Source organism: Enterobacter sp. B79-1, assembly GCF_057444735.1.
Genome location: NZ_JBYAZJ010000001.1, coordinates 1,527,597 through 1,550,305, shown reverse-complemented (window position 1 = coordinate 1,550,305; position 22,709 = coordinate 1,527,597). Strand labels below are relative to the sequence as shown.

22 protein-coding genes are annotated in these 22,709 nt (G+C 56.3%); 16 read left to right on the top strand and 6 right to left on the bottom strand.

The window, feature by feature from the left end; all coding sequences use genetic code 11:
* Positions 1-43: 43 nt before the first annotated feature.
* From AC2T6E_RS07515 to AC2T6E_RS07465, 11 genes are all read left to right on the top strand, one after another.
* On the top strand, positions 44-2,011 hold the full coding sequence (locus AC2T6E_RS07515; protein WP_486691101.1) for an FUSC family protein: 1,968 nt from the start codon (positions 44-46) through the stop codon (positions 2,009-2,011).
* Complete coding sequence (locus AC2T6E_RS07510) at positions 2,004-2,219, top strand: DUF1656 domain-containing protein (protein WP_212474154.1); 216 nt, start codon at positions 2,004-2,006, stop codon at positions 2,217-2,219. The genes AC2T6E_RS07515 and AC2T6E_RS07510 overlap by 8 nt, the downstream gene beginning before the upstream one ends.
* Positions 2,216-3,079, top strand: coding sequence for an HlyD family secretion protein (locus AC2T6E_RS07505; RefSeq protein ID WP_325840652.1), 864 nt, complete (start codon positions 2,216-2,218; stop codon positions 3,077-3,079). Before AC2T6E_RS07510 ends, AC2T6E_RS07505 begins: the two co-directional genes overlap by 4 nt.
* 72 nt (positions 3,080-3,151) lie before the next feature.
* The gene (locus AC2T6E_RS07500) at positions 3,152-3,589 is read left to right on the top strand and encodes a DcrB-related protein (RefSeq protein ID WP_108415783.1); all 438 of its coding nucleotides are present in this window, start codon (positions 3,152-3,154) and stop codon (positions 3,587-3,589) included.
* Between the two features lie 17 nt (positions 3,590-3,606).
* Entirely contained in the window at positions 3,607-7,818 is a 4,212-nt protein-coding gene (locus AC2T6E_RS07495) for an RHS repeat-associated core domain-containing protein (RefSeq protein WP_486691098.1), read from the top strand.
* On the top strand, positions 7,815-8,246 hold the full coding sequence (locus AC2T6E_RS07490; RefSeq protein WP_126815815.1) for an SMI1/KNR4 family protein: 432 nt from the start codon (positions 7,815-7,817) through the stop codon (positions 8,244-8,246). Before AC2T6E_RS07495 ends, AC2T6E_RS07490 begins: the two co-directional genes overlap by 4 nt.
* 477 nt (positions 8,247-8,723) lie before the next feature.
* Positions 8,724-9,026 carry a hypothetical protein gene (locus tag AC2T6E_RS07485; protein WP_278435588.1) on the top strand — a complete coding sequence of 101 codons (303 nt, stop codon included), beginning with the start codon at positions 8,724-8,726 and terminating at the stop codon, positions 9,024-9,026.
* A gap of 362 nt (positions 9,027-9,388) precedes the next feature.
* Positions 9,389-9,475 carry a hypothetical protein gene (locus AC2T6E_RS07480; protein ID WP_234419554.1) on the top strand — a complete coding sequence of 29 codons (87 nt, stop codon included), beginning with the start codon at positions 9,389-9,391 and terminating at the stop codon, positions 9,473-9,475.
* A gap of 65 nt (positions 9,476-9,540) precedes the next feature.
* Positions 9,541-10,101: an SMI1/KNR4 family protein gene (locus AC2T6E_RS07475; protein ID WP_454539137.1), complete on the top strand. Its 561-nt coding sequence runs from the start codon at positions 9,541-9,543 to the stop codon at positions 10,099-10,101.
* Positions 10,102-10,311: 210 nt separating this feature from the next.
* A complete protein-coding gene (locus AC2T6E_RS07470; protein WP_325840656.1) occupies positions 10,312-10,716 on the top strand; it encodes an SMI1/KNR4 family protein in 405 nt (134 codons plus the stop codon).
* Between the two features lie 368 nt (positions 10,717-11,084).
* Positions 11,085-11,306, top strand: coding sequence for a hypothetical protein (locus AC2T6E_RS07465; protein WP_325840657.1), 222 nt, complete (start codon positions 11,085-11,087; stop codon positions 11,304-11,306).
* Between the two features lie 402 nt (positions 11,307-11,708).
* Here the strand turns inward: AC2T6E_RS07465 and AC2T6E_RS07460 are convergent, their stop codons facing one another.
* From AC2T6E_RS07460 to AC2T6E_RS07450, 3 genes are all read right to left on the bottom strand, one after another.
* The gene (locus tag AC2T6E_RS07460) at positions 11,709-12,083 is read right to left on the bottom strand and encodes a CDI toxin immunity protein (protein ID WP_010430595.1); all 375 of its coding nucleotides are present in this window, start codon (positions 12,081-12,083) and stop codon (positions 11,709-11,711) included.
* Between the two features lie 183 nt (positions 12,084-12,266).
* On the bottom strand, positions 12,267-12,722 hold the full coding sequence (locus tag AC2T6E_RS07455; RefSeq protein ID WP_454539138.1) for a hypothetical protein: 456 nt from the start codon (positions 12,720-12,722) through the stop codon (positions 12,267-12,269).
* A 378-nt stretch (positions 12,723-13,100) separates the two neighbouring features.
* On the bottom strand, positions 13,101-13,982 hold the full coding sequence (locus AC2T6E_RS07450) for a LysR family transcriptional regulator (protein WP_431642543.1): 882 nt from the start codon (positions 13,980-13,982) through the stop codon (positions 13,101-13,103).
* A 105-nt stretch (positions 13,983-14,087) separates the two neighbouring features.
* Here AC2T6E_RS07450 and budA point away from each other — a divergent pair, with 105 nt between their 5' ends.
* The 5 genes from budA to AC2T6E_RS07425 all read left to right on the top strand — a co-directional run bounded on the left by budA (position 14,088) and on the right by AC2T6E_RS07425 (position 18,769).
* Positions 14,088-14,867, top strand: coding sequence for an acetolactate decarboxylase (budA, locus tag AC2T6E_RS07445; RefSeq protein WP_454539139.1), 780 nt, complete (start codon positions 14,088-14,090; stop codon positions 14,865-14,867).
* 13 nt (positions 14,868-14,880) lie between these two features.
* Positions 14,881-16,560, top strand: a complete 1,680-nt coding sequence (gene alsS, locus AC2T6E_RS07440; protein ID WP_108415790.1) for an acetolactate synthase AlsS — start codon at positions 14,881-14,883, stop codon at positions 16,558-16,560.
* 20 nt (positions 16,561-16,580) lie between these two features.
* The gene (locus AC2T6E_RS07435) at positions 16,581-17,351 is read left to right on the top strand and encodes a (S)-acetoin forming diacetyl reductase (protein ID WP_212474160.1); all 771 of its coding nucleotides are present in this window, start codon (positions 16,581-16,583) and stop codon (positions 17,349-17,351) included.
* A gap of 138 nt (positions 17,352-17,489) precedes the next feature.
* Positions 17,490-17,963 carry a cold-shock protein gene (locus tag AC2T6E_RS07430; RefSeq protein ID WP_010428355.1) on the top strand — a complete coding sequence of 158 codons (474 nt, stop codon included), beginning with the start codon at positions 17,490-17,492 and terminating at the stop codon, positions 17,961-17,963.
* 107 nt (positions 17,964-18,070) lie between these two features.
* Positions 18,071-18,769 carry a GNAT family N-acetyltransferase gene (locus tag AC2T6E_RS07425; RefSeq protein ID WP_486691091.1) on the top strand — a complete coding sequence of 233 codons (699 nt, stop codon included), beginning with the start codon at positions 18,071-18,073 and terminating at the stop codon, positions 18,767-18,769.
* Between the two features lie 93 nt (positions 18,770-18,862).
* Here AC2T6E_RS07425 and betA read toward each other — a convergent pair whose 3' ends face one another.
* Genes betA through betI form a run of 3 tightly spaced genes read right to left on the bottom strand, consistent with a single transcriptional unit; the run spans position 18,863 to position 22,614 of the window.
* Positions 18,863-20,527: a choline dehydrogenase gene (betA, locus tag AC2T6E_RS07420; RefSeq protein ID WP_486691089.1), complete on the bottom strand. Its 1,665-nt coding sequence runs from the start codon at positions 20,525-20,527 to the stop codon at positions 18,863-18,865.
* 13 nt (positions 20,528-20,540) lie between these two features.
* Positions 20,541-22,013 (bottom strand): betaine-aldehyde dehydrogenase, encoded by a 1,473-nt coding sequence (gene betB, locus AC2T6E_RS07415; RefSeq protein WP_486691087.1) that lies wholly within the window; start codon positions 22,011-22,013, stop codon positions 20,541-20,543.
* 13 nt (positions 22,014-22,026) lie between these two features.
* The gene (gene betI / locus AC2T6E_RS07410; protein WP_010428377.1) at positions 22,027-22,614 is read right to left on the bottom strand and encodes a transcriptional regulator BetI; all 588 of its coding nucleotides are present in this window, start codon (positions 22,612-22,614) and stop codon (positions 22,027-22,029) included.
* Positions 22,615-22,709 lie beyond the last annotated feature (95 nt).

The window sequence follows — 22,709 nt, the reverse complement described above, 5'->3', positions numbered from 1 at the left end:
ATAGAGTATTTAGGCGGGTCTGCAAGCCGGTAATAATCCCGGCATGAAAAACATTTTCTCTCATTCCGCGCTGCGAAACGACGCGGGGGCGCTGATCTACGCCGCGAAGAGTTTTGCCGCAGCGATGCTCGCGTATTACCTCGCCCTGTCTATCGGCCTCGAGCGTCCTTCATGGGCGATTATTACGGTTTACATCGTATCGCAGACGTCGGTGGGGGCATCGCTCAGCAGAAGCCTCTACCGGCTGGCCGGTACGGTTGTCGGGGCCTGCGCGACCGTTCTGATTGTGCCCACCTTCGCGAATACGCCGATCCTGTGCAGCGTGGTGATGACGGGCTGGATCGCGTTTTGCCTGTGGCTCTCCCTGCTGGAACGCACGCCCCGGGCGTACGCCTTCGTGCTGGCGGGCTACACCGCGAGCCTGATTGGCTTTCCGGCGGTGTCCGATCCCGGCGGCATCTTCAACGTCGCCATTGTCCGTGTGCAGGAGATCGCGATTGGGATTTTCTGCGCGGCGCTGATCCACCGCTACGTGCTGCCCGCGCGGGTATCAGGTCAGTTCAACGCTAAGCTATCCCAGACGTTACAGGCCGCGCGCGGGCGGGTGGCGGATACCTTAGCGGGTAAACCCGCTGCGGCTTCCGGCCCGCTGCATCTGGCCCTGGCGCTGCAGTTCCTGCAGGGCATCAGCCACCATATTCCGTACGATTTTGCCCTTTCAGCCCCGGTGCGGCAGGCGAGAAAAGGGATTCACGATCGGCTGGCGCGGCTGGTTATTGTCAACTGTGAGTTACACGACCGCCTGCTGGCGATCGGAACCCTGCCCGCCGACGTGCAAACGCTGCTGGGCGACGTTCAAGCCTGGCTGGCCGCTGAAGGCGCGGGTGCCAGCAGTACGGCAGAGTCGCTGCGGCTCCGCTGTACGCTTCTCATCGATCGTTATGCCGCGCAGGCGCAGACGTTTGACGACGCGCTGCAGGTCAGTTTTATCCGCTACCTCTCCGAGGCCGTCACCCTTCTGCAACAGTGCGAGCGCCTTTCCGGGGCCATTCGCCACGCGAAGCCGGTCTTCGGGGAGGTACAAACCCGCGCGGCAAAAGGCTACGTTTTCCACCGCGATCCTCTTACCGCCGCCCGCACGGCGCTGGGGGCTTTCGTCATTATCCTGAGCGGCTGCCTGGTCTGGATCTTCTCAGCATGGCCGGACGGCGGAACGGCGGTTTCGATACTCGGCGTCTGCTGTACGCTGTTTGGCAGCTTCGACACCCCGGCACCGCACATTGTGAAGTACATCGTTGGCTCGTTCTGGGGCGTGCTGATAAGCCTGCTCTACAGCTTTGCGCTGCTGCCGCAGGTGAGCGATTTCCCGGTGCTGGTGGCGGTGCTTGCCCCGGCGTATCTGCTGGCCGGGTCGCTTCAGGCGCGCCCGCCTACCACGTTTATGGCGATGGGGATCACCCTGACGCTGCCCATTCTGTGCGAGCTGGGTGCGCGCTACAGCGGAGACTTCGCTGTAGCGGCCAACACCGCCATTGCGCTCTTTGCCGCCACTGGCTTCGCCGTCGTCAGCATGAGCCTGCTGCAAACCGTGCAGGCGGACGCCGCCATCGCGCGTCTGCTGAGCCTGTGCCAGCGCGACATTCGCCGCAGCGTGAAGGGTACGCTGCGGGTTGATGAAACGCACTGGATCAACCTGATGATGGACCGCACCGCCCTGCTGCTGCCGCGTTTGCAGCGGAGTGAACATGCGCCAGAGCAGGCGCTCAATCGGCTGCTGCATGCGCTGCGTCTGGGGCTTTCGGTTATGCATTTACGCCGTGGTGACACACCGTCCGGCAGGGAGGTTGACGCGCTTTTTCATCAGATAAACGCCGCAGACCGCCACGCTTTACGCGAGCGGATCGCCACACTTATCGCGCACCATCTGCCTGCGGCAGATGAACATACGCGCCAGTTTGTCTTCAGGCTGGTGGATCTGCACTGTGCATTACGGGAGCCAGACCATGGTTAACGATCTCAATATCTGCGGCGTTTTTATTCCGGGGCTGCTGATGGTCGCCCTTGCGGCGCTGGTCTGCACGCTGAGCCTCGTGGCGCTTTTCTCTCTCAGCAGGCTCTACCGGCACCTGCCGTTTCGCCCGCTGCTGGACGTTTCCACCTGGATTGTCACCTTTTTCCTGCTGATGCAGGGCCTGACCGCGTTGGGGTTATTGTCATGAAATCACTGCTCTCTTTACTGGCTCGCTATGCGCTGACGTTAAGCGCGGCTGCAGCTGCCACGCTTCTGGCGTTTATAATGTGGAAACACTATGCGCAAACGCCGTGGACCCGCGACGGCCGCGTGCGGGCGGACGTGGTACAGATTGCGCCGGACGTCTCCGGGCCGGTCATCAGCGTGGCCGTGCGGGACAATCAGTGGGTGAACCGGGGCGATGTGCTCTACACCATCGATCCGCGCTGGCTTAAGCTGGCGGTGGTCAGCGCGCAGGCGGACGTCGAGTCGAAACGCCATGAAATGCTGATGCGCCAGGATGCGGCCCGGCGACGCACGCTGATTAAAAACGCCATCTCCAGCGAGGATTTGCAGCAAACCGGCAGCGCGGCTAACGTCGCGGCGGCCAACTATCACGGCGCGCTGGCCGCGCTGGATCTGGCAGAGCTTAATCTGGCGCACGCCACCGTCCGTGCGCCGGTGTCGGGGTACGTCACGCACCTGCGGCTTCGCCCCGGAGACTACGCGACGGCGGGGGAGACAAAGGTTGCCATCGTCGATGCCCACAGCTTCTGGGTGGTGGGATACTTTGAGGAGACTAAGTTGCGCCATATTCGCGTTGGGGATGCCGCGCAGGTGGTGCTGATGGGGTACGAGCCTGTCATCACGGGTCACGTGGAGAGCATTGGGCATGGGATTGGGGACAGCAACGACGAGACGGGCGGGCTGGGGCTGCCCGATGTCGAGCCTACCTTCAGCTGGGTACGGCTGGCGCAGCGCGTGCCGGTGCGCATTCATATCGACACGCTGCCGCAGGGGATTGAGCTGGTGGCGGGCCTGTCGGCGAGCGTGGCGGTGGGGCAATAATCTGGGGATAGTCAGCCTTAAACACATATGCGAAACTTACCGCTTCTGAAAATATGTGGTGGGACCCGCTCAATGTCAGAACAACATTCGCAGTGCCTGTTCAGTGAAGGACAGATCAACGTTCCTGAGGGTTATCAGGATCGTACCGTCAACGTATTCGCACCGCCCGCGGCGGATGCGCCGGCGTTCAACATTTCCCGCGATGCCCTCAACCCCGGCGAAGCGCTTGCCGCGTATATCGATCGCCAGCTCGCCCTGATGGCAAAGCACATCAAGGGCTGGAAGCAGGGTGAGCGCAGCGCCGCGACGCTGGGCGACGGCCTTTCACAGGGTGAAACCGTCCATGCCAGCTACCTGCGCGACGGGAAACGCATCTGGCAGCATCAGGCCGTGTTTAACGTCGACGGCGATAACATTCTGGTGTTCACCATGACCTGCACCCGCGCGCTGGGCGATGCCGACGGCGCGCTGTTTGGCGATCTTCTCAGGAGCTTCCGCTTCCACCATTAACTTCAGGGACCGTTGTTATGTTTGAAGCAGCACGCGTTGGTGATGATATCGGCCACTCCGGTGCGCTGGCCGGGATGATTGCCGGAACGATTGTCGGTGGCCTGATTGCCGCCGCCGGGGGCATTCTGGCGGGGGCCATGTTTATAGCGGGCCTCGGCGCATCCTGTCTTGGTGTGGGCGTCCTGCTCGTCGGCGCCAGCCTGGCCGTGGGGTATTACACCGGGGAGCTGGCAACCGCCGCCCGGGACAGCATCGCGGACGCCGGGGCATCCAGCATGACGAAGAAAGGCGTCATCACCTCCGGCTCGCCCAACGTGTTTATCAACGGTAAACCCGCCGCGCTTGCCACCGATAGCACCGTCGACTGTTCTGACGACGGCTCGCAGCAGATGGCCGAAGGCTCTAAGCGCGTCTCCATTAACAGCCAGCCTGCCTCCCGCATCGGGGATCGCACCACCTGCGACGCGAAGGTGATGACCGGTTCGGACAACGTCATTATCGGCGGCGACCCGCAGCAAACCCTGCCCATTCAGTCTGAAGTGCCCGAGTGGCTCTACAAGGTCTCCGATCTTACCCTGCTGTTCGCCGGCCTGCTCGGCGGGTGGGGCGGTGCCGCTGGCAAAGTCGGGGCGCTCTCTAAGCTGCTGGGCAAAATCCCCGGCATCAACAAGCTGGCCCGTATCGCCTGTCGCGCCGGCACGCTGATGACCGGCGTGGCGGCAGCGGGGATCATCGCCCGCCCGGTGGATATCGTCAGCGGACAGAAGTTTCTCAGCGGGGATGATGAGCTGGACTTCGTCCTGCCTTCCCGTCTTCCGGTGCGCTGGCAGCGCTACTGGCGCAGCGGCAACCCCGGCGACAGCGTGCTGGGCCGCGGCTGGAGCCTGTTCTGGGAAAGCCGCCTGGAGACGTATCAGGACGGCCTGGTGTGGCGCGCGCCGTCTGGCGATTACGTCGCCTTCCCGAAGGTCCCGAAAGGGCTGCGCACCTACTGCGAAAGCGAAAAAAACTGGCTTGAACATCACCAGGACGACAGCTGGTCGGTGTATGACGTCAGCGGCGAGCGCTGGCACTATGCGCCGCTTAAGGATGATGCCCCGTCGCTGCTCCAGCGCATCTCTGAACCCTGCGGCAACGATATCCTCTTCGAGTGGAATGCGGATAATACCCTGCATGCCCTGACCGACAGCGCGGGCCAGCGCGTGGTCTGCCGCTACGACCGTGACAGGCTCGTCGGTGCCTGGCTGGATGACGAGATCTGCCTGGTCAGTTACGCTTATGATGAACAGCGCCAGCTGGTCTCCGTGACCGGCCGGGGCGGTAGCGTGCGCCGACGCTTCAGCTGGCAGGACGGGCTGATGAGCGCCCACGAGGACGCTAACGGCCTGCTGAGCGAATACCGCTGGCGGGAGATTGACGGCCTGCCGCGCGTGGTCGGTTTCCGCCACAGCGGCGGCGAACAGCTGACGTTCGAATACGATTTTGATAACGGCACCCGCCGCGCGACCCGCGAAGACGGCGCGCAGGCGCACTGGCTGGTGGATGACGACGACAACGTCGCGCGCTTCACGGATTACGACGGCCGCCAGACGACGTTTGTTTACCGCGACGGCGAGCTCTGCGACGTCATCCTGCCGGGCGGCGCAATGCGCCGCAGCACGTGGGACAAATACGGCCGCATGACCAGCGAGACGGACCCGGCGGGCCGCCGCACCGAGTATCACTGGCATCGCCTGACCGACCGCATCACCCGTACAGTTTACCCGGACGGCACCTCTGCGCAGGCCATGTACGACCTTCGCGGTCGCCTGCTGTCGGAAACGGATCCGGCCGGTAGCACCACCGCGTATCGCTATCCCGACGATGAAGAAAACCTGCCGGAGAGCATCACCGACGCCATCGGCGGCGTGGTGCGTCTGGTCTGGAATCACCAGGGGCTGCTGACGCAGCGCACCGACTGCTCCGGCAGCGTCACCCGCTTCACCTACGACCGCTTCGGGCAGCTGATTGCCAGCGAGGGTGCGGAAGGGAATATCACGCGCCGGGAGTGGAGCCGTGCCGGGCTGCTGAGCGCCGTCATCCATCCGGACGGCAGCCGCGAGTCGCTGGTGTGGAACGAACGCGGCCAGCTCACGGGCTGGCGCGACCCGCTGGAAAGCGAGGTGACCTGGGCCTATAACGCGCTCGGCCTACCGGTTAACCTCACCGACCGTATTGGCCGCGTGCGCCAGTGGCGCTACGACCCGCGCGGTAACCTGCTGCGACTCGATAACGGCAACGGGGCGGAATACCGCTTCACCTACGACGCCGTGGGTCGACCGCTCAGCGAAATGCGCCCGGACGAGACCGTGCGCCATATGGAATGGGACGCGCGAGGATTCCTTTGCGCGCTCGAAGAAAACGGCCGGCCTGCCGCCGACGGCGGTATCGCCCGTCGCGTCCAGCAGTTCAGCTATGACGACAGCGGGCTGCTGATCGGGCGCACTCAGCGCCACGCGGAGTACCGCTACTTCCGCGATCTGAGCGGCCAGATTACCCGCATCCGCCGCACGCCGACGGCCGAAGGCGTTGCCCTGGGTATCGAAAGCGATGAGATCGCTTACCGCCACGATGCCGCCGGACGCGTGCTGAGCGAGTCCGGCATTAACGGCGAGGTGGGCTACGAATGGGATGCCCTGAGCAACCTGACCGGCCTGACGCTGCCCGGCGAGCAAAAGCTGGCCTGGCTGCACTACGGCTCCGGCCACGTCAGCGCCATCCGTTTCGGGCAGCAGCTGGTGACCGAGTTCACCCGCGACCGCCTGCACCGCGAGGTGCGCCGCACTCAGGGCGCGCGCGCGCAGCTCCGCCAGTATGACAGCCTCGGCAGACGCACCCTGCAGCGCAGCGAAGTGAGCACGGACGTGACCCTGCCGGAGCAGGCGCTACTGGAACGCCTGTATCGCTACACCGCGCGCGGCGAGCTTTCCGGCGTCAGCGATACCCTGCGCGGTGAGGTGGACTACGGCTACGACGCCGAAGGGCGTCTGCTGAAGCACTACGAGGCCCGCCAGGGGCACAGCCGCGCGCAGTTCAGCTACGACGCCGCGGATAATCTCGCCGCAAATGACGATCCGGCACCGGTCACGGATAACCGCCTGCAGCACTGGCAGGCGCTGTTTATGAAATACGACCACTGGGGTAACCTGGTCAGCCGCCGCAACGGGCTGTATGAACAGCATTACGCGTATGACGCCGAGAACCGGCTGGTATCAGCCCGGGGAACCGGGCCGGAAGGGCGCTTTGAGGCGCGCTATCACTACGACGCGCTGGGCCGCCGCACGCGCAAAATCGTCACTACGACGCACGGCACTACTAACACCCGCTTCCTGTGGCAGGGCTACCGCCTGCTGCAGGAGCAGCAGGAGAGCGGGCTGTGCAGCACCTATGTATACGACCCCAATGAAGCCTGGAGCCCGCTGGCGCGGGTGGATCACCTTCGTGACCAGAGCAGCGGTGAGATTTACTGGTTCAATACCGACCTGAACGGCGCGCCGCTGGAAGTGACCGACGAGCGCGGCGCGGTGCGCTGGAGCGGCCAGTACGGCAGCTTTGGCGAGGTACGCCACCAGAGCGAAGGGTTCTCAAGGCTTGTGAATCGCTCGGCGATGGCACACCAGCCGCTTCGCTACGCCGGGCAGTATGCGGATGGTGAAACGGGGCTGCACTATAACCTGTTCCGCTACTACGACCCGCAGGTCGGGCGGTTTATTGTGCAGGACCCGATTGGGTTGAATGGCGGGTGGAACCTTTATCAGTATGCGCCGAATCCGTTGGGGTGGATTGATCCGCTGGGTCTTGCTGCTTGTAATTCTTCCGGGCAAAACAGAAAGTTTTGGAAAAATGAACCAATAGAATTTAACGGAAATAAAGTTTATCAGCGGGATGATTTATTTGATCCTGAATTGATGACAACTTGGCGTGAAAAAGGAAAAGTTTTCAGAGGAACGAACGTAGAGCGAATGGCTACAGGCCGTGCACCTGTTGGATATGATGGAAATGCAGTTAATTTACATCATATGTTACAAACTCAAGATGGCCCAATTGCGGAGATGAGTCAAACATTCCATAAAACTAACCATGGAATAATACACATAAATCCAAACACAATCCCATCTGGTATAGATAGATCTGTATTTGATACATGGCGTAAACAATATTGGACAAACAGAGCGAGTGATTTCCTATGAGCAGAGAAGAATTAGTAGAGCTTTTTGATAAACATTCTGATTTAATCAACATGGGAACGTCTGAAGATTCTCCAGGAAGTGACTGGATCGATGCTGCCGAAAAAGCATTATCAGTGACTTTGCCTGCTGGCTATAAGTGGTTTTTAAACAATTATGGTGGCGGAGATATCTGTGGTGAGGAAATTTATAGTATTTACTGCCTGCCTTTTGATGAGGCGGTAGGTGGAGATATAGTATATCAAAATACTATAGCAAATGATAATTTAAAAAAAGGAAGAGTTGTTGTATCGAATACGGATTTTGGCGAAGAGTTCTTTTTTGATGCAAATGAAATGGAAAAAATATATGTATCATTAGGGGAGAATGTTCAACCCTACGCTGATGATTTTATTGAGTATCTCAAGAAACGATTGTTAGCATACATTTAATAACTGTATTTTTCCATTCTAACTAAAACGCCGGGAAGTACTTTTTAATTTCCGGCTTGTTTTACCTATTAAGTTTAATATAACTGCTACGTTCCTCGGATAGAATGTATATCGTACAGGATCCGATTGGGTTGAATAGTGGGTGGAATCTATCAGTATGCGCTGAATCCGCTGGGATGGTTTGCTCCGTGCAGGTTATGTAATGGTAATAGTGTCATAAGAGCGGTGACGCCTGAAAACGAGAGAGTATGTGAGCGGATAAAAACAATAAGAACAACACTTTAGCATAAAATAACGCCGGCCTAACATATTGTAGGTGCTCCGCATTAGCGTGACTCTTAGATTTCCTCCACCAGAAGCCAGGCATCAGCAGAGAATTTACAAACACCGTTTACTCGAAATGTTGATGTGGCGCATCAGAAAGTTTTAATTATGGTGAGGAATCTCTCGGAAACATAATATTTCAATAGGTCATTTATGTTAAGTGATGTAAAGAAAAAATTAATTGATAATAATTTTGTTAATATTGTTAGAGTTAATATGGTTTTCAATGATGAACAGTATAATGAATTGGTCTCTAGTTTAGAGGTGCTTGCTAACCTCTTGAAAAGTAATCAATTCATAGATAAAGAATTAGCTTTGTATTTATATACAATACCTCAAATGATAAGAAATGCGTATGCTAGTTTTGAAAATGTGGAAAGCAAACCAGATTTGGCTTTTAAATTAGAAGATGCATGGATAGAGTTAGACTCGCTAGTAATAAACTGTTTAAGCTAAAAGAGTGAAGGCCGGGTGAGAAATTCGCCCGGCTTTGATATGATATAATCCTGTCTTGAACCACAAACATATAATTAATAATCCATCCTCTACTACGACCCGCAGATTATGCGGTTTACTGTACAGGATCCGATTGGGTTATGTAGGGGATATGAAGTCAGTGGTAACAATCCATATCAGACGCGGGTTGATCCTCATTACCCCGGAAGAGCTCATCATGCATTCTAAATAGATAGCAGAACATTTGTATCAGGAATACTTATTTCAAACTGCGATATAAGTAAATGCCAAGAATTTTGGAGTCAATAATCTGATATGCATCGGGTTCCTTAAGTTAAAGCAAGTTATATAGAATAAAAGAAGTGGGAAAGTTACCGAAAATAGATGAAACCTGGATTAAAGTATTTCCTGAGCATGTGAATTATAAAGGAGATGCAATAATACATTAACATGTCGATTTTGGAACATATGCTATACCCGAACCTGGACGTACTCATGTTGGCAATGGCGATGTTTGGCATACGAATTGGGAGTAATAATTGTGTTAATAACAATAAATGAAATTGAAGTTAAATTAAATGAGAAGTTTTCTCCTTTTAATGGAGAGATGGATGATTTGATTTTGAAAAAAAGAATGTCGCCTGTAAACAATGTCAAACTTTCTGAGGAAAGACTTCTTGTAAATTTCCCAAAGGATTTTATTGAGTTTGTCAATAATTATGATGTTGATAACTTCTCTTTTGGGAATATATCTTTCGGCCATGGTGGTGATTATTTGGAGAAAATAGTCAGTATTAACAATGATGAGTTTAACCATTGGTGGATTGGCGAGCATAGACCAGATGGTGTGATATGTGTTGCAATATCAGATCCTTATACGATATTACTTAATACTCACGATGGCAAAGTTTATGCTATTACAAGCGAGCAAACTATGGATGGGGGGGAATCGATAGCTGATAGTTTTGAGCTATTTATCAGAGGTGTTGGTTCGCATTTTTTAAAAACATGTCCTTTATCGGAAATTATCAAGTTAACAGGGGCGAGCGATACTTCATTTTGGAATGATATCTGATGGCGTTGTCTGGTGATAATTTATCTATTACTGCGTTGGATGTATTTTTTTTTGAAACAATATCAAAAATAGCGAAAGAAATAATTTCCTAAATTGTTGTGGTGAGGTGGGTATTAAACCAACTTGCGAACTCAGTCCTTTTGTATAATTTAATACGTGCAGAACCTTTACAAAAATCCGCATCTATAGATGCGTTAGGGTGAAATTACGATGTATCTTACTGATTCAGAAAATAAACTAACTGTATGCGAAATAAATGCTTACAATTCGATTTTTGATAATCATCTTCCCGCGTCATTTCTTGAATTTTATCTAAAAAATAATGGCGGGTATCCTCATGATAATGAAGGTGGCAATCCATTTATGCTTGGCGGTTTTAACCCAATAAAATATGGTGACCTGCCGATTGAGCAAATCTATCGTGACCTTATTGAGTCGTTTGGCGAGTTGAGGAATATGGTTCCTTTTGCTTATGATGACGGGGGGAACTCTTTTCTACTATCTCTCAAATCTGATGATTCATTAGGGAAGGTATTTATTTTTCTGATGGATGATAAAGAGGTTGAGTTGGTTGCCGATTCGTTCTCGGACTTTTTAGAAGAATTGTTTGCTTGAAAGTAAAGAAGCAGTTTCTAAAATTCTCGATAGTGAGGTTGTTGTTGACGAAATCTAAAGTCAGAGTCTGTCTAAAATATTTAAGTTCAGTCATTGACTTAAGAATTTATAGCCCGGCTTATGTCGGGTTTATTAATGTTGGACGGTAACTATTGAAATTTTTCAGGTCTGATACGCGCTTTGCCTCCGAGAACTGATGCACAACCTTATATTATTTATGAGATATATACCAAGCGTATAGGGAAGTAAAACTGTCCCTTTGTTTGGTGAATTGTATACGGGCACTCAATATAAGCTCCAATAATGTATGCATAGTCATATTGATTCCGGATATTTGAAACTAATTTAGCAAGCACGAGGCTTAACCGGTGGATAGAGTAGAGTTACAAAATGAGTTGTATAAATTAAACATACCAAGAGATAGCTATTCTATTGATGGTGTTGAGGATGAGGCATTATGTTTGATCCTAGATGGAGGGCTATGGCGTGTTTTTTATAGTGAACATGGAAAACGCACAGAGGTTGAATATTTTGCTAATGAAAGTGATGCTTGTCAATCCTTCCTTACTAGAATCACAAAATGGTTCTAGTTACAAAAAGTATGTAAAATTAGGTCCCAGTCTTTGAACTTTATTGAGTTGGTACTAATATTCATGCTTTGGCCATAATAGCCAAAGAGTGTGGGTATAATGTTGCCGCCTTAACCAATTTTTTAATCTTGAATACACTATTCTATAATATTATAGTTGATGGTTAGTGGGTTGATAATGTGGAAACTTGGATGAAATTGCAGTTTCTTGGATTGATCGCATCTAGGTAGACGATCCTGCCCTATTTTTCTCGCCACAACTTTTTTACCATTGTTTTGAATGTCCGATCTTCGCTCACAGCAGGCCATCAACTCGGTTAGTTCGCCCGCTTCGTGCCAGGAGCGGACCTGGAGAACAACAGTCTTTGTTGAGCAACGGGGAGCTGGTCAGCATTTCTGCTCATCACTTTCGCAGACCAAACCTTATAAGATCATGAGGGAATAAAGGCTTAATCATTATCTTATCGTTAAAAATAAATAGCTTAGGTGACAGGGCGATGACATCGTAGATATTATCGACAATGAGTTGTAGATGGGTTCTGAACACGGGCACATTCGCATCATCCGCTACGACAAATACAGTTTCATTGCCTAAGTCGCTCACTTTAAACATCTCATGACTAGGTTCATAATCGCTAAAGTCCATTTCCGACCATTTGAGATCACCGCTATGCCATGGATATTGATGAAAAATATCCATTACCGCACTCAAATCATCCCCTTCCATAACATTAAAATCTGTCTTGAGCAGGTCCTTACATTCCTCAAACAATGTCATGTCAACTCCCTGTAGGCTTTATGGCTGTATATTTTTATCATATCCTCCCAGGAGGATTGTTTAAAGGAATTAGGAACGTCCGCTGATCGCTCCTGGCAGACATTCAACTAACAACATTGAATTTTGCATAAGGCCGAAATCCTGCTTCTTACCTAGCAGAACTCCGGCCTCCCATCACCCGCCTCAGTGCGCCGTTATATACGGCTCCTTCACAAACTCTGCCTGCAGCCAGACCATATCATGCAGTAGCCCGACGAGTTCTTTCGCCACGCTCGCAGGCAGTGTCCCTCCCATCACCGCCAGCGTTAACGCAACGGCATAATCCACCTGCAACGCCGTTTCCTGCCAGCAATCCGGCACGCAGGAGGTAATCTTTTCCCCTGCAATCAACTGCTCAACAAGATACGACGGAAGCTCCGAGTCACAGCATTCACGCAGCCGCTTCAGCGCAGCCAACAATCGCTTGCAGAGCGTGGCAAACGTCACCGCGTCGTCAGTTTCCACCAGCACGCTCACATACGCAGTGCAGGCGTCAGCCAGTTCAAAGAGATCCGCAGAATCTGGAAGTTGCAGGTGAAGAAGGTGATGAACAGCACTTTCCTCAGAAAGTGCGTAAGACAGGGGAGGTATAGTTGTCATGTAGTATTCCTTTTCAAAAATAATCCAGACCACCGCATAAGTTCCTACGCTCATGGGTGGTAGCGCTGACGGAGGTAGGAATGCCGCACATGACAAAACGGCCAACCTTTCGGTTGCTCCGCCAGCGCGACCGTATTTTAACGGGATGAGCGCTGTCGCGACAAAAAATTATTGCCGAGTCATGTTAAACGGGTTCCTACGCCCGGTTACGGATGTGCCGCAACGCAGGCACTTTACGACCGTGAAGAAGGGATAAAAAGGGATGCCCCTGAATTACATAAGGTTGTTTGCAGGTTTGCGAGGCGGCTTCCAGAAGGGCATTGCCGGGTGGCGACTACGCCTTACCCGGCCTACAACATCCACCAACCAAACCGACCGCTACCCCTCGCTCATCATCGCCAGAAACCGTTTCACCGTCCGCGAGCGTTCAAAACGCCGCCAGCAGAGCGCGATATCGGTATAAAGCTCCGGCGAGCTCAGCGCGTGGTAGGTGACATTCGGCGGAGAAATGGCCGCCATTGACTTCGGCACCAGCGCGAAGCCGCCGCCGGCGGAAACCATGCTCAGGGAGGAGGAAAGCTGTGATGACTGCAGCGCATGCTGCACGTCAATCCCGGCCCGTTCGCAGCAGCCGTAAACCCGGTCGTACAGGCCGGGCGCGACCTCCTGCGGGAAGAGCACAACCGGCGTATCACGCAGCTGATCCAGCGCCAGATCGCCGCACGCCGCCAGCGGATGGTCGCGATGCAGCGCCACCACCATCGGCTCCCGGTCGAGGATTGTTAGCTCGAACGCCTTGCTGCTCTCGCACGGCAGGCGCACGAAGGCGATATCCAGTTCACCCTCCGCCAGCATCGTCGTCAGCGAAGACATATTGGCTTCCACCTGGTGAACCTGCACCGCCATGTTCTGCACCTGAAACTGGCGAATCAGGGAGAAAATTTTAGGGTGAAAGGCATCTGAACTGGTGATCCCAATCGACAGGTTGCCGTTCAGCCCGCGCGCGATGCCGCGGGCCTTTTCCAGCGCGGCGTCGCTCAGCGCCAGGATCTTGCAGGCGTCCTCATAGAAGGCTTCTCCCGCCTCGGTCAGCTCCACGCCCCGCGTCAGGCGTCTGAACAGCGGCGTGCCTACTTCCTCCTCGAGCCGTTTGATCTGCTGACTCAGAGGAGGCTGTGAAATACCCAGCGCTTCGGCCGCCCTGGTGAAGTGTCGCTCGCGTGCAACCGCGACAAAATACCGCAGATAACGAAGTTCCATATCAAAAACGTCTCAAACCAGCATGGTTTCTATATTGGAACTCTCTGCTGAATCGGGTCAACATTTATTTAACCTTTCTAAATAAAGTTGAAGAGGACCAGCACGATGATGCATTCATCTGCCTGCGACTGTGAGGCCAATTTGTGCGAGACCCTGCGCGGGTTCTCCGCCCAGCATCCTGACAGCGTGATCTATCAGACATCGCTAATGAGCGCCCTGCTAAGCGGCGTGTACGAGGGGGAGACCACCATCGCCGACCTGCTGGCACACGGTGATTTTGGTCTGGGCACCTTCAACGAGCTGGACGGCGAAATGATTGCCTTCAGCAGCCAGGTGTACCAGCTGCGCGCCGACGGCAGCGCCCGGGCCGCGAAGCCAGAGCAGAAAACGCCGTTCGCGGTGATGACCTGGTTCCAGCCGCAGTACCGGATAACCTTTAATGGCCCGGTCAGCCGTCAGCAGATCCACGATGCGATCGACCAGCAAATCCCCTCCGATAACCTGTTCTGCGCGCTGCGCATCGACGGCAACTTCCGCCATGCCCACACCCGCACCGTGCCGCGCCAGACGCCGCCGTACCGCGCGATGACCGACGTGCTGGACGACCAGCCGGTGTTCCGCTTTAACCAGCGCGAAGGGGTGCTGGTCGGGTTCCGCACGCCGCAGCATATGCAGGGCATTAACGTGGCGGGCTATCACGAGCATTTCATCACCGATGACCGTCAGGGCGGCGGACATTTGCTCGACTATCAGCTTGAGAACGGCGTGCTCACCTTCGGCGAAATCCACAAGCTGATGATTGACCTGCCCGCCGACAGCGCGTTTTTACAGGCCAACCTTCACCCCAGCAATCTTGATGCAGCGATCCGTTCCGTCGAAAACTAACAGGAGAACTACCGTGAACAGTGAGAAACAGTCACGTCAGTGGGCGCACGGCGCCGATATGGTTGTCGGCCAGCTGGAAGCGCAGGGCGTGAAGCAGGTGTTTGGCATTCCGGGCGCGAAAATCGACAAGGTCTTTGACTCCCTGCTGGACTCCTCCATTGAGATCATTCCGGTACGCCATGAGGCCAACGCGGCGTTTATGGCGGCGGCGGTAGGGCGGCTGACCGGCAAGGCCGGGGTCGCGCTGGTCACCTCCGGGCCGGGCTGTTCCAACCTGATCACCGGCATCGCCACCGCCAACAGCGAAGGCGACCCGGTGGTGGCGCTGGGCGGGGCGGTGAAGCGGGCAGATAAAGCCAAGCTGGTGCACCAGAGCATGGACACCGTCGCCATGTTCAGCCCGGTCACCAAATACGCCGTTGAAGTGAATTCACCGGATGCGATTGCCGAGGTGGTATCGAACGCGTTTCGCGCCGCCGAGCACGGTAGGCCGGGGGGCGCGTTCGTCAGCCTGCCGCAGGATATTGTCGACCAGCCCGCGACGGGGGCGATTTTACCCGCCAGCGGCCCGGCGCTGATGGGCCCGGCACCGGAATCCGCCATTAACGACGTGGCGAAGCTTATCGAAAACGCCAAAAATCCAGTCATTTTGCTCGGCCTGATGGCCAGCCAGCCCGCGAACAGCGCCGCGCTGCGCACGCTGCTGGAGAAAAGCCGCATTCCGGTCACCAGCACCTATCAGGCCGCCGGGGCGGTAAACCAGGAGCACTTCACCCGCTTTGCCGGACGCGTCGGCCTGTTTAACAACCAGGCGGGCGACCGTCTGCTGCACCTGGCGGATTTGATTATCTGCATCGGCTACAGCCCGGTGGAATACGAGCCGTCCATGTGGAACAGCGGCGACGCCACGCTGGTGCACATTGACGTGCTGCCCGCCTATGAAGAACGTAACTACGTGCCGGATCTGGAGCTGGTGGGGGACATCGCCGAAACCCTGAACCTGCTTGCTAACCGCATCGAGCGTAAGCTGGAGCTGAGCCAGCGGGCATCAGAGATTCTGGTCGATCGCCAGCATCAGCGCGATCTGCTCGACCGCCGCGGCGCGTCGCTCAACCAGTTTGCCCTGCATCCGCTGCGCATCGTGCGGGCCATGCAGGACATCGTGAATAACGACGTGACGCTTACCGTCGACATGGGCAGCTTCCACATCTGGATCGCCCGCTACCTCTACAGCTTCCGGGCGCGTCAGGTGATGATCTCCAACGGTCAGCAGACCATGGGCGTCGCGCTGCCGTGGGCGATTGGCGCGTGGCTGGTGAACCCGGGCCGCAAGGTGGTTTCGGTCTCCGGCGACGGCGGCTTCCTGCAGTCGAGCATGGAGCTGGAAACCGCGGTGCGCCTCAACGCCAACGTGCTGCACATCATCTGGGTGGATAACGGCTACAACATGGTGGCCATCCAGGAAGAGAAAAAATACCAGCGTCTTTCTGGCGTCGAATTCGGGCCGGTCGATTTCAAAGCCTATGCTGACGCCTTCGGCGCGAAAGGCTTTGCCGTGGAGAGCGCCGAGGCGCTTGAGCCGACGCTGCGCGCGGCAATGGATGTCGACGGCCCCGCCGTGGTAGCCATTCCCGTCGACTACAGCGATAACCCGCTGCTGATGGGCCAGCTCCATCTCAGCCAGATTTTGTGACTCAATATAAGGACAGAGAAATGCAAAAAGTTGCTCTCGTAACAGGCTCAGGCCAGGGGATTGGTAAAGCGATCGCGCTTCGTCTGGTGAAGGATGGTTTTGCCGTCGCCATCGCGGATTACAACGAGGAGACGGCGAAGGCGGTCGCCAATGAAATCACCCGCAACGGCGGAAAAGCCGTCGCCGTGAAGGTGGATGTTTCTGACCGCGAGCAGGTGTTTGCGGCGGTGGAGAAAGCCCGCACCGCGCTGGGCGGCTTCGACGTGATCGTTAATAACGCCGGGGTTGCGCCGTCCACGCCAATCGAATCCATCACCCCGGAGATTGTCGACAAGGTTTACAACATCAACGTGAAAGGGGTGATCTGGGGGATCCAGGCCGCAATTGACGCGTTCCGCAAAGAGGGGCACGGCGGCAAGATCATCAACGCCTGCTCCCAGGCGGGCCACACCGGCAACCCGGAGCTGGCCGTCTACAGTTCCAGCAAGTTCGCGGTGCGCGGCTTAACCCAGACCGCCGCACGGGATCTCGCGCCGCTGGGGATCACCGTTAACGCCTACTGCCCGGGCATCGTCAAAACGCCGATGTGGGCGGAGATCGACCGTCAGGTCTCCGAGGCGGCGGGTAAACCGCTCGGCTACGGGACCGAAACCTTTGCCAAACGCATTACGCTTGGCCGCCTGTCCGAGCCGGAAGACGTGGCCGCCTGCGTTTCATACCTCGCCGGGCCAGACTCTGACTATATGACTGGCCAGTCCTTATTGATCGACGGTGGAATGGTGTTCAACTAATAACGTAATACTAATAAGCTCTGACATGAGTTTTCCCCTGCCCCCGTGCAGGGGCTTTTTTTTGTCTCCTCCGCCATTGTGCATTACACTGCGCGCTGCAAAACTTTAGTCATTACGATCTGACAGGCGGTAACAGCGATGAACGGTACAATCACAACGTGGTTTAAAGATAAAGGCTTTGGATTTATCAAAGATGAAAACGGCGACAACCGCTATTTTCATGTGATTAAGGTCGCGAACCCCGATCTGATTAAGAAAGATGCCGCGGTGACCTTTGAGCCAACCACCAATAACAAAGGCCTCTCCGCCTATGCGGTGAAGGTGATCCCCGAAAGTAAGCACCTCTATATTGCGGGCGAGCGCGTGAAGCTCACTTCAATCAAATCCTTCGTGGTGTTCAGCGAAGAAGAGCCGGTTGATGCCAAAATCGACAAAGAGAACGCGGTGCTGTCGGTAGGACTGCTGATGAACAGCATCAAGCCGAAGTCCGATAAAAAGCCGGGCGAAACGCGTTCGGTGAAGAAGCTGGCGATCACCACCTTCCAGAATACGACGATGATCTTCACCGAAGATGAAATCGACATTGATGCCACGGTGAAGCTGCTGAAGTGATTTTTTGCCGGGTGGCGGCGACGCCTTACCCGGCCAACACGTTCTCTCTTTTCGTCCGCTTTTTAACCTGCTATAACAAATCCCTTACCTTTCAGGGAGTCACCGCCGTGCCCGAAATCAATCAACATGGTCAAACCGTTAACGATATCGTCCCGGACTGGAAATGCGCCCGCGTGTTAACCCGCACGCCGCTTACCGGCCAGTACTGCCGTCTTGAGCCGCTGGATGCGGAGCATCACTCTTCAGATTTGTTCGAAGCCTATGCTCTGGGCGACGACAGCGACTGGACATGGCTTGCCAGCACGCAGCCGGAAAGCGTGGAAGCGACCGCGCATTGGGTGCTGGGAAAGGTGCTGGACGATGACCTGGTGCCCTTTGCGGTGATCGATTTACGCACCGAAAAAGCGGTAGGGCTGGTGAGCTATATGGCGATCGAGCGGTTTCTCGGCTCGGTAGAAATCGGCCACGTCACCTGGTCGCGCAAGATGAAAGGCACCCGCATCGGCACCGAAGCGGTGTGGCTGCTGCTGAAAAACGCCTTCGAGCATAAGTACCGTCGGCTGGAGTGGAAGTGTGATTCGATGAATATCGCCTCACGTAGCGCGGCAGAGAGGCTGGGGTTTGTCTGGGAGGGACGGCTGCGCCAGAAGCTGGTGCGCAAAGGCCGCAACCGCGACAGCGATATGCTCTCTATTATTGACAGCGAGTGGCCGGAAAGGGACGCGGAGCTGCGCGCCTGGCTGGAGGCGGAGAATTTTGACGGGGAAGGGCGGCAGGTTAAGCGGTTAGAGGAATTTCGGCAGTAATTTTCCCTCACCCTAACCCTCTCCCACGGGGAGAGGGAATAGGTTGTCACCCTCTCCCTGTGGGAGAGGGCCGGGGTGAGGGCATCAGGCAACTCAACGGCGAACCGGCGCCCCGTTCGCCACATAATACGCCGCCGTGCTCTTCGCCAGCGGCTCGCGCCCGCGAATGGCGTCGGCAATCTTCTCGCCAATCATGATGGTGGTGGCGTTCAGGTTGCCGGTGATGATCTGCGGCATGATCGACGCATCCACCACGCGCAGCCCTTCCAGCCCGTGAACGCGGCCTTCACCGTCGACCACAGCCATCTCGTCATAGCCCATCTTACAGGTGCCGCACGGGTGGAAGGCGGTTTCCGCGTGGTTACGCACGAACTCGTCCAGCTGCTCGTCGGTCTGGCACTCGACGCCCGGGCTGATTTCGCGACCGCGGTACTTATCCAGCGCGGGCTGGTGCATGATCTCGCGGGTGATGCGGATCGCGTCGCGGAACTCCTGCCAGTCCTGCTCGTGGGACATATAGTTGAACAGGATCGCCGGATGCTGGTGCGGATCGCGCGACTTGATGCGCACGTGGCCGCGGCTCGGGGAGCGCATGGAGCCGACGTGGCACTGGAAGCCGTGCTCTTTTACCGCGTTCGAGCCGTTGTAGTTAATCGCCACCGGCAGGAAGTGGTACTGAATGTTCGGCCACTCGAACTCCTCGCGGCTGCGGATAAACCCGCCCGCTTCGAAGTGGTTGCTCGCGCCCACGCCGGTGCCGCCAAACAGCCACTCTGCGCCAATCTTCGGCTGATTCCACCACTGCAGGGCAGGGTAGAGGGAAACCGGCTCTTTACATTCGTACTGGAGGTACATCTCCAGGTGATCCTGCAGGTTTTCGCCCACACCGGGCAGGTCGTGTACCAGCGGAATATCGAACTGCTTCAGCAGCCCGGCATTGCCCACGCCGGAGCGCTGCAGGATCTGCGGGGAGGCAATGGCCCCTGCGCACAGCAGTACCTCTTTATTGGCCGTCGCTTTCGACGGGATGGTGCTTTCGCCTTCCAGCCACTCGACGCCCACCGCGCGCTTGCCGTTAAAGACAATATGATTGGTCATGGCGTGGGTACGGATGGTCAGGTTCGGGCGTTTTTTGGCCTGGTCCAGATAGCCGCGTGCGGTGCTGGCGCGTCGGCCCTGCGGCGTCACCGTGCGGTCCATCGGGCCGAAGCCTTCCTGTTGGTAGCCGTTGAGATCCTCAGTGCGCGGATAGCCCGCCTGCACGCCAGCTTCCACCATCGCCTCAAACAGCGGGTTCACGCCCGGCTTAGAGGTGGTGACGCTCACCGGACCGTCGCCGCCGTGGTAGTCGTTCGGCCCCACATCGCGGGTTTCGGCCTTGCGGTAGTAGGGCAGACAGTTGAGGTAGCTCCAGTGTTCCAGACCCGGCTCTTTTGCCCAGTGGTCGAGATCCATCGCGTTACCGCGGATGTAGCACATGCCGTTGATCAGCGACGAGCCGCCCAGCCCTTTGCCGCGTCCGCACTCCATGCGGCGGTTGTTCATATACGGCTCTGGCTCGGTTTCGTACGCCCAGTTGTAGCGCTTGCCCTGCAGCGGAAACGCCAGCGCGGCGGGCATCTGGGTGCGGAAGTCAAAGCGGTAATCCGGCCCGCCCGCCTCAAGCAGCAGGACGGTGGTGTTCGGATCTTCAGTCAGTCGCGTTGCCAGTACGTTGCCGGCAGAGCCGGCCCCGATAATGATGTAGTCAAATTGCAAATAAACCTCCCGGTTAAAATATGGACTGGAATTTACCCATCTCAACCTGGATGGACTTCACCTGGGTGTAGCTCTGTAGCGTCATCACCCCGTTCTCGCGGCCAATGCCGGAGTGTTTGTAGCCGCCGACCGGCATCTCAGCGGCGGATTCACCCCAGGTGTTGATCCAGCAGATGCCCGCTTCAAGCTGATGAATAGCGCCGTGCGCGCGGTTCAGATCGGCAGTAACGATGCCCGCCGCCAGTCCGTAGTCGGTGTCGTTGGCGCGGCGAATGGCTTCTTCTTCGCTTTCATAGGTGAGGATGGACATCACCGGGCCGAAGATCTCTTCGCGCACGATGGTCATCTCGTCGGTGCAGTCGGTGAACACGGTCGGGGCGACCCACGCGCCGTTATCAAAGCCGTCACCTTTCAGCACGTCGCCGCCGCACAGCACGCGCGCGCCTTCCTCTTTGCCTTTGGCGATGTAGCGCAGCACGCTGTCGCGGTGCGGGAAGCTGACCATTGGGCCAAAGTTGGTGTTTTCATCGAACAGATCGCCCGCGTGGATGCGGCCCACGCGCTCAACGATTTTCTGCTCAAACGCGGCTTTAAATTTCGCGGGCACGAACACGCGGGTGCCGTTGGTGCACACCTGGCCGGAGCTGAAGAAGTTCGCCATCATGGCGATGTCTGCCGCGAGATCGAGATCCGCATCGTCAAAAATAATCAGCGGGGATTTGCCGCCCAGCTCCATCGTCACCTCTTTCAGGGACGAGGCCGCCGAGTTGGCCATCACCTTCTTGCCGCTGGCGACGCCGCCGGTGAAGGAGACTTTGGCAATGCCCGGATGCTCGGTCAGGAACTGGCCGGTCTCCGTGCCCACGCCCGGCAGGACGTTAAACACGCCGTCCGGTACGCCCGCTTCGGTGTAGATCTCCGCCAGTTTCAGGGCAGTAAGCGGCGTCACTTCGCTCGGCTTGAAGATCATCGCGTTGCCCGCCGCCAGCGCCGGGGCCGATTTCCACAGGGCGATCTGGATCGGGTAGTTCCACGCGCCGATGCCCGCCACCACGCCCAGCGGTTCGCGGCGGGTGTAAACGAATGAGGTATCGCGCAGCGGGATCTGGCTGCCTTCCAGCGCCGGGATCAGCCCGGCGTAATACTCCAGCACGTCCGCACCGGTGACGATGTCGACGGTTGAGGTTTCAGAAAACGCTTTACCGGTGTCGAGGGTTTCCAGCTTCGCCAGTTCGTCGTTGCGCTCGCGCAGGATATCGACGGCGCGGCGCAGGATGCGCGAGCGCTCCATGGCGGTCATCGCCGCCCAGATTTTTTGCCCGCGTTTTGCGCTTTCCACGGCGCGATCGACATCTTCTCTTCCGGCGGCCTGTACGGTCGCCAGAACTTCACCGTTGGCCGGGTTGATGGTCTCGAAGGTGCGACCGCTGGTGGCGGATGTATAACCACCATTGATATAAAGCTGCTGTTCTGCCATTCGGGACATAAATCCTCCTCGGTTATTCGGTCGGTAAATGCTGGCTGATAAAGTGGCTGGTGAGCGACTGGGCCAAAGTTTTATCCAGCGGCTTGCCGCTCAGGGCTGCGCGCAGCCATAGGCCGTCAATCAGCGCCGCCAGCCCGTAGCCCGCCTCTTCGGCCTGTTCGCGGGGCAGCTCGCGGCGAAACTCGTACACCAGGTTCGACAGAAGACGGCGGCTGCTCACCTGCTGCAGGCGGTAGAGCATCGGCTGGTGCATGCTGCTCGCCCAGAAGGCCAGCCAGGCCTTCATCGCCGCGCCGCTGGTCTGGGTTTCATCAAAGTTGCCGCCGACAATGGCCTGCAATCGCTGCTCCGCGCTGGCGTCCGGCAGGGCGTGCAGACGACTCAATACCGCGTCGCGAAGCTGGCCGGTGATGTCGCGCATGGTCGCTTCCAGCAGACCGTTTTTGTCTTTGAAGTAATGGCTGATGATCCCCGTGGAAACGCCAGCCCGACGGGCGATCTGCGCGATCGTCGCGTCATGCATACCCACTTCATTTATTGCTTCCAGCGTGGCGTCAATAAGCTGCCTGCGCCGGATCGGCTGCATCCCCACTTTGGGCATTTTTGCCACTCCATTCATCAGCGTTGGTTAACCATTAAAGCGGTTTTTGATTGGACGTTCAATATAAAATGTGTCTTAATTGTTGCGGATTTGGA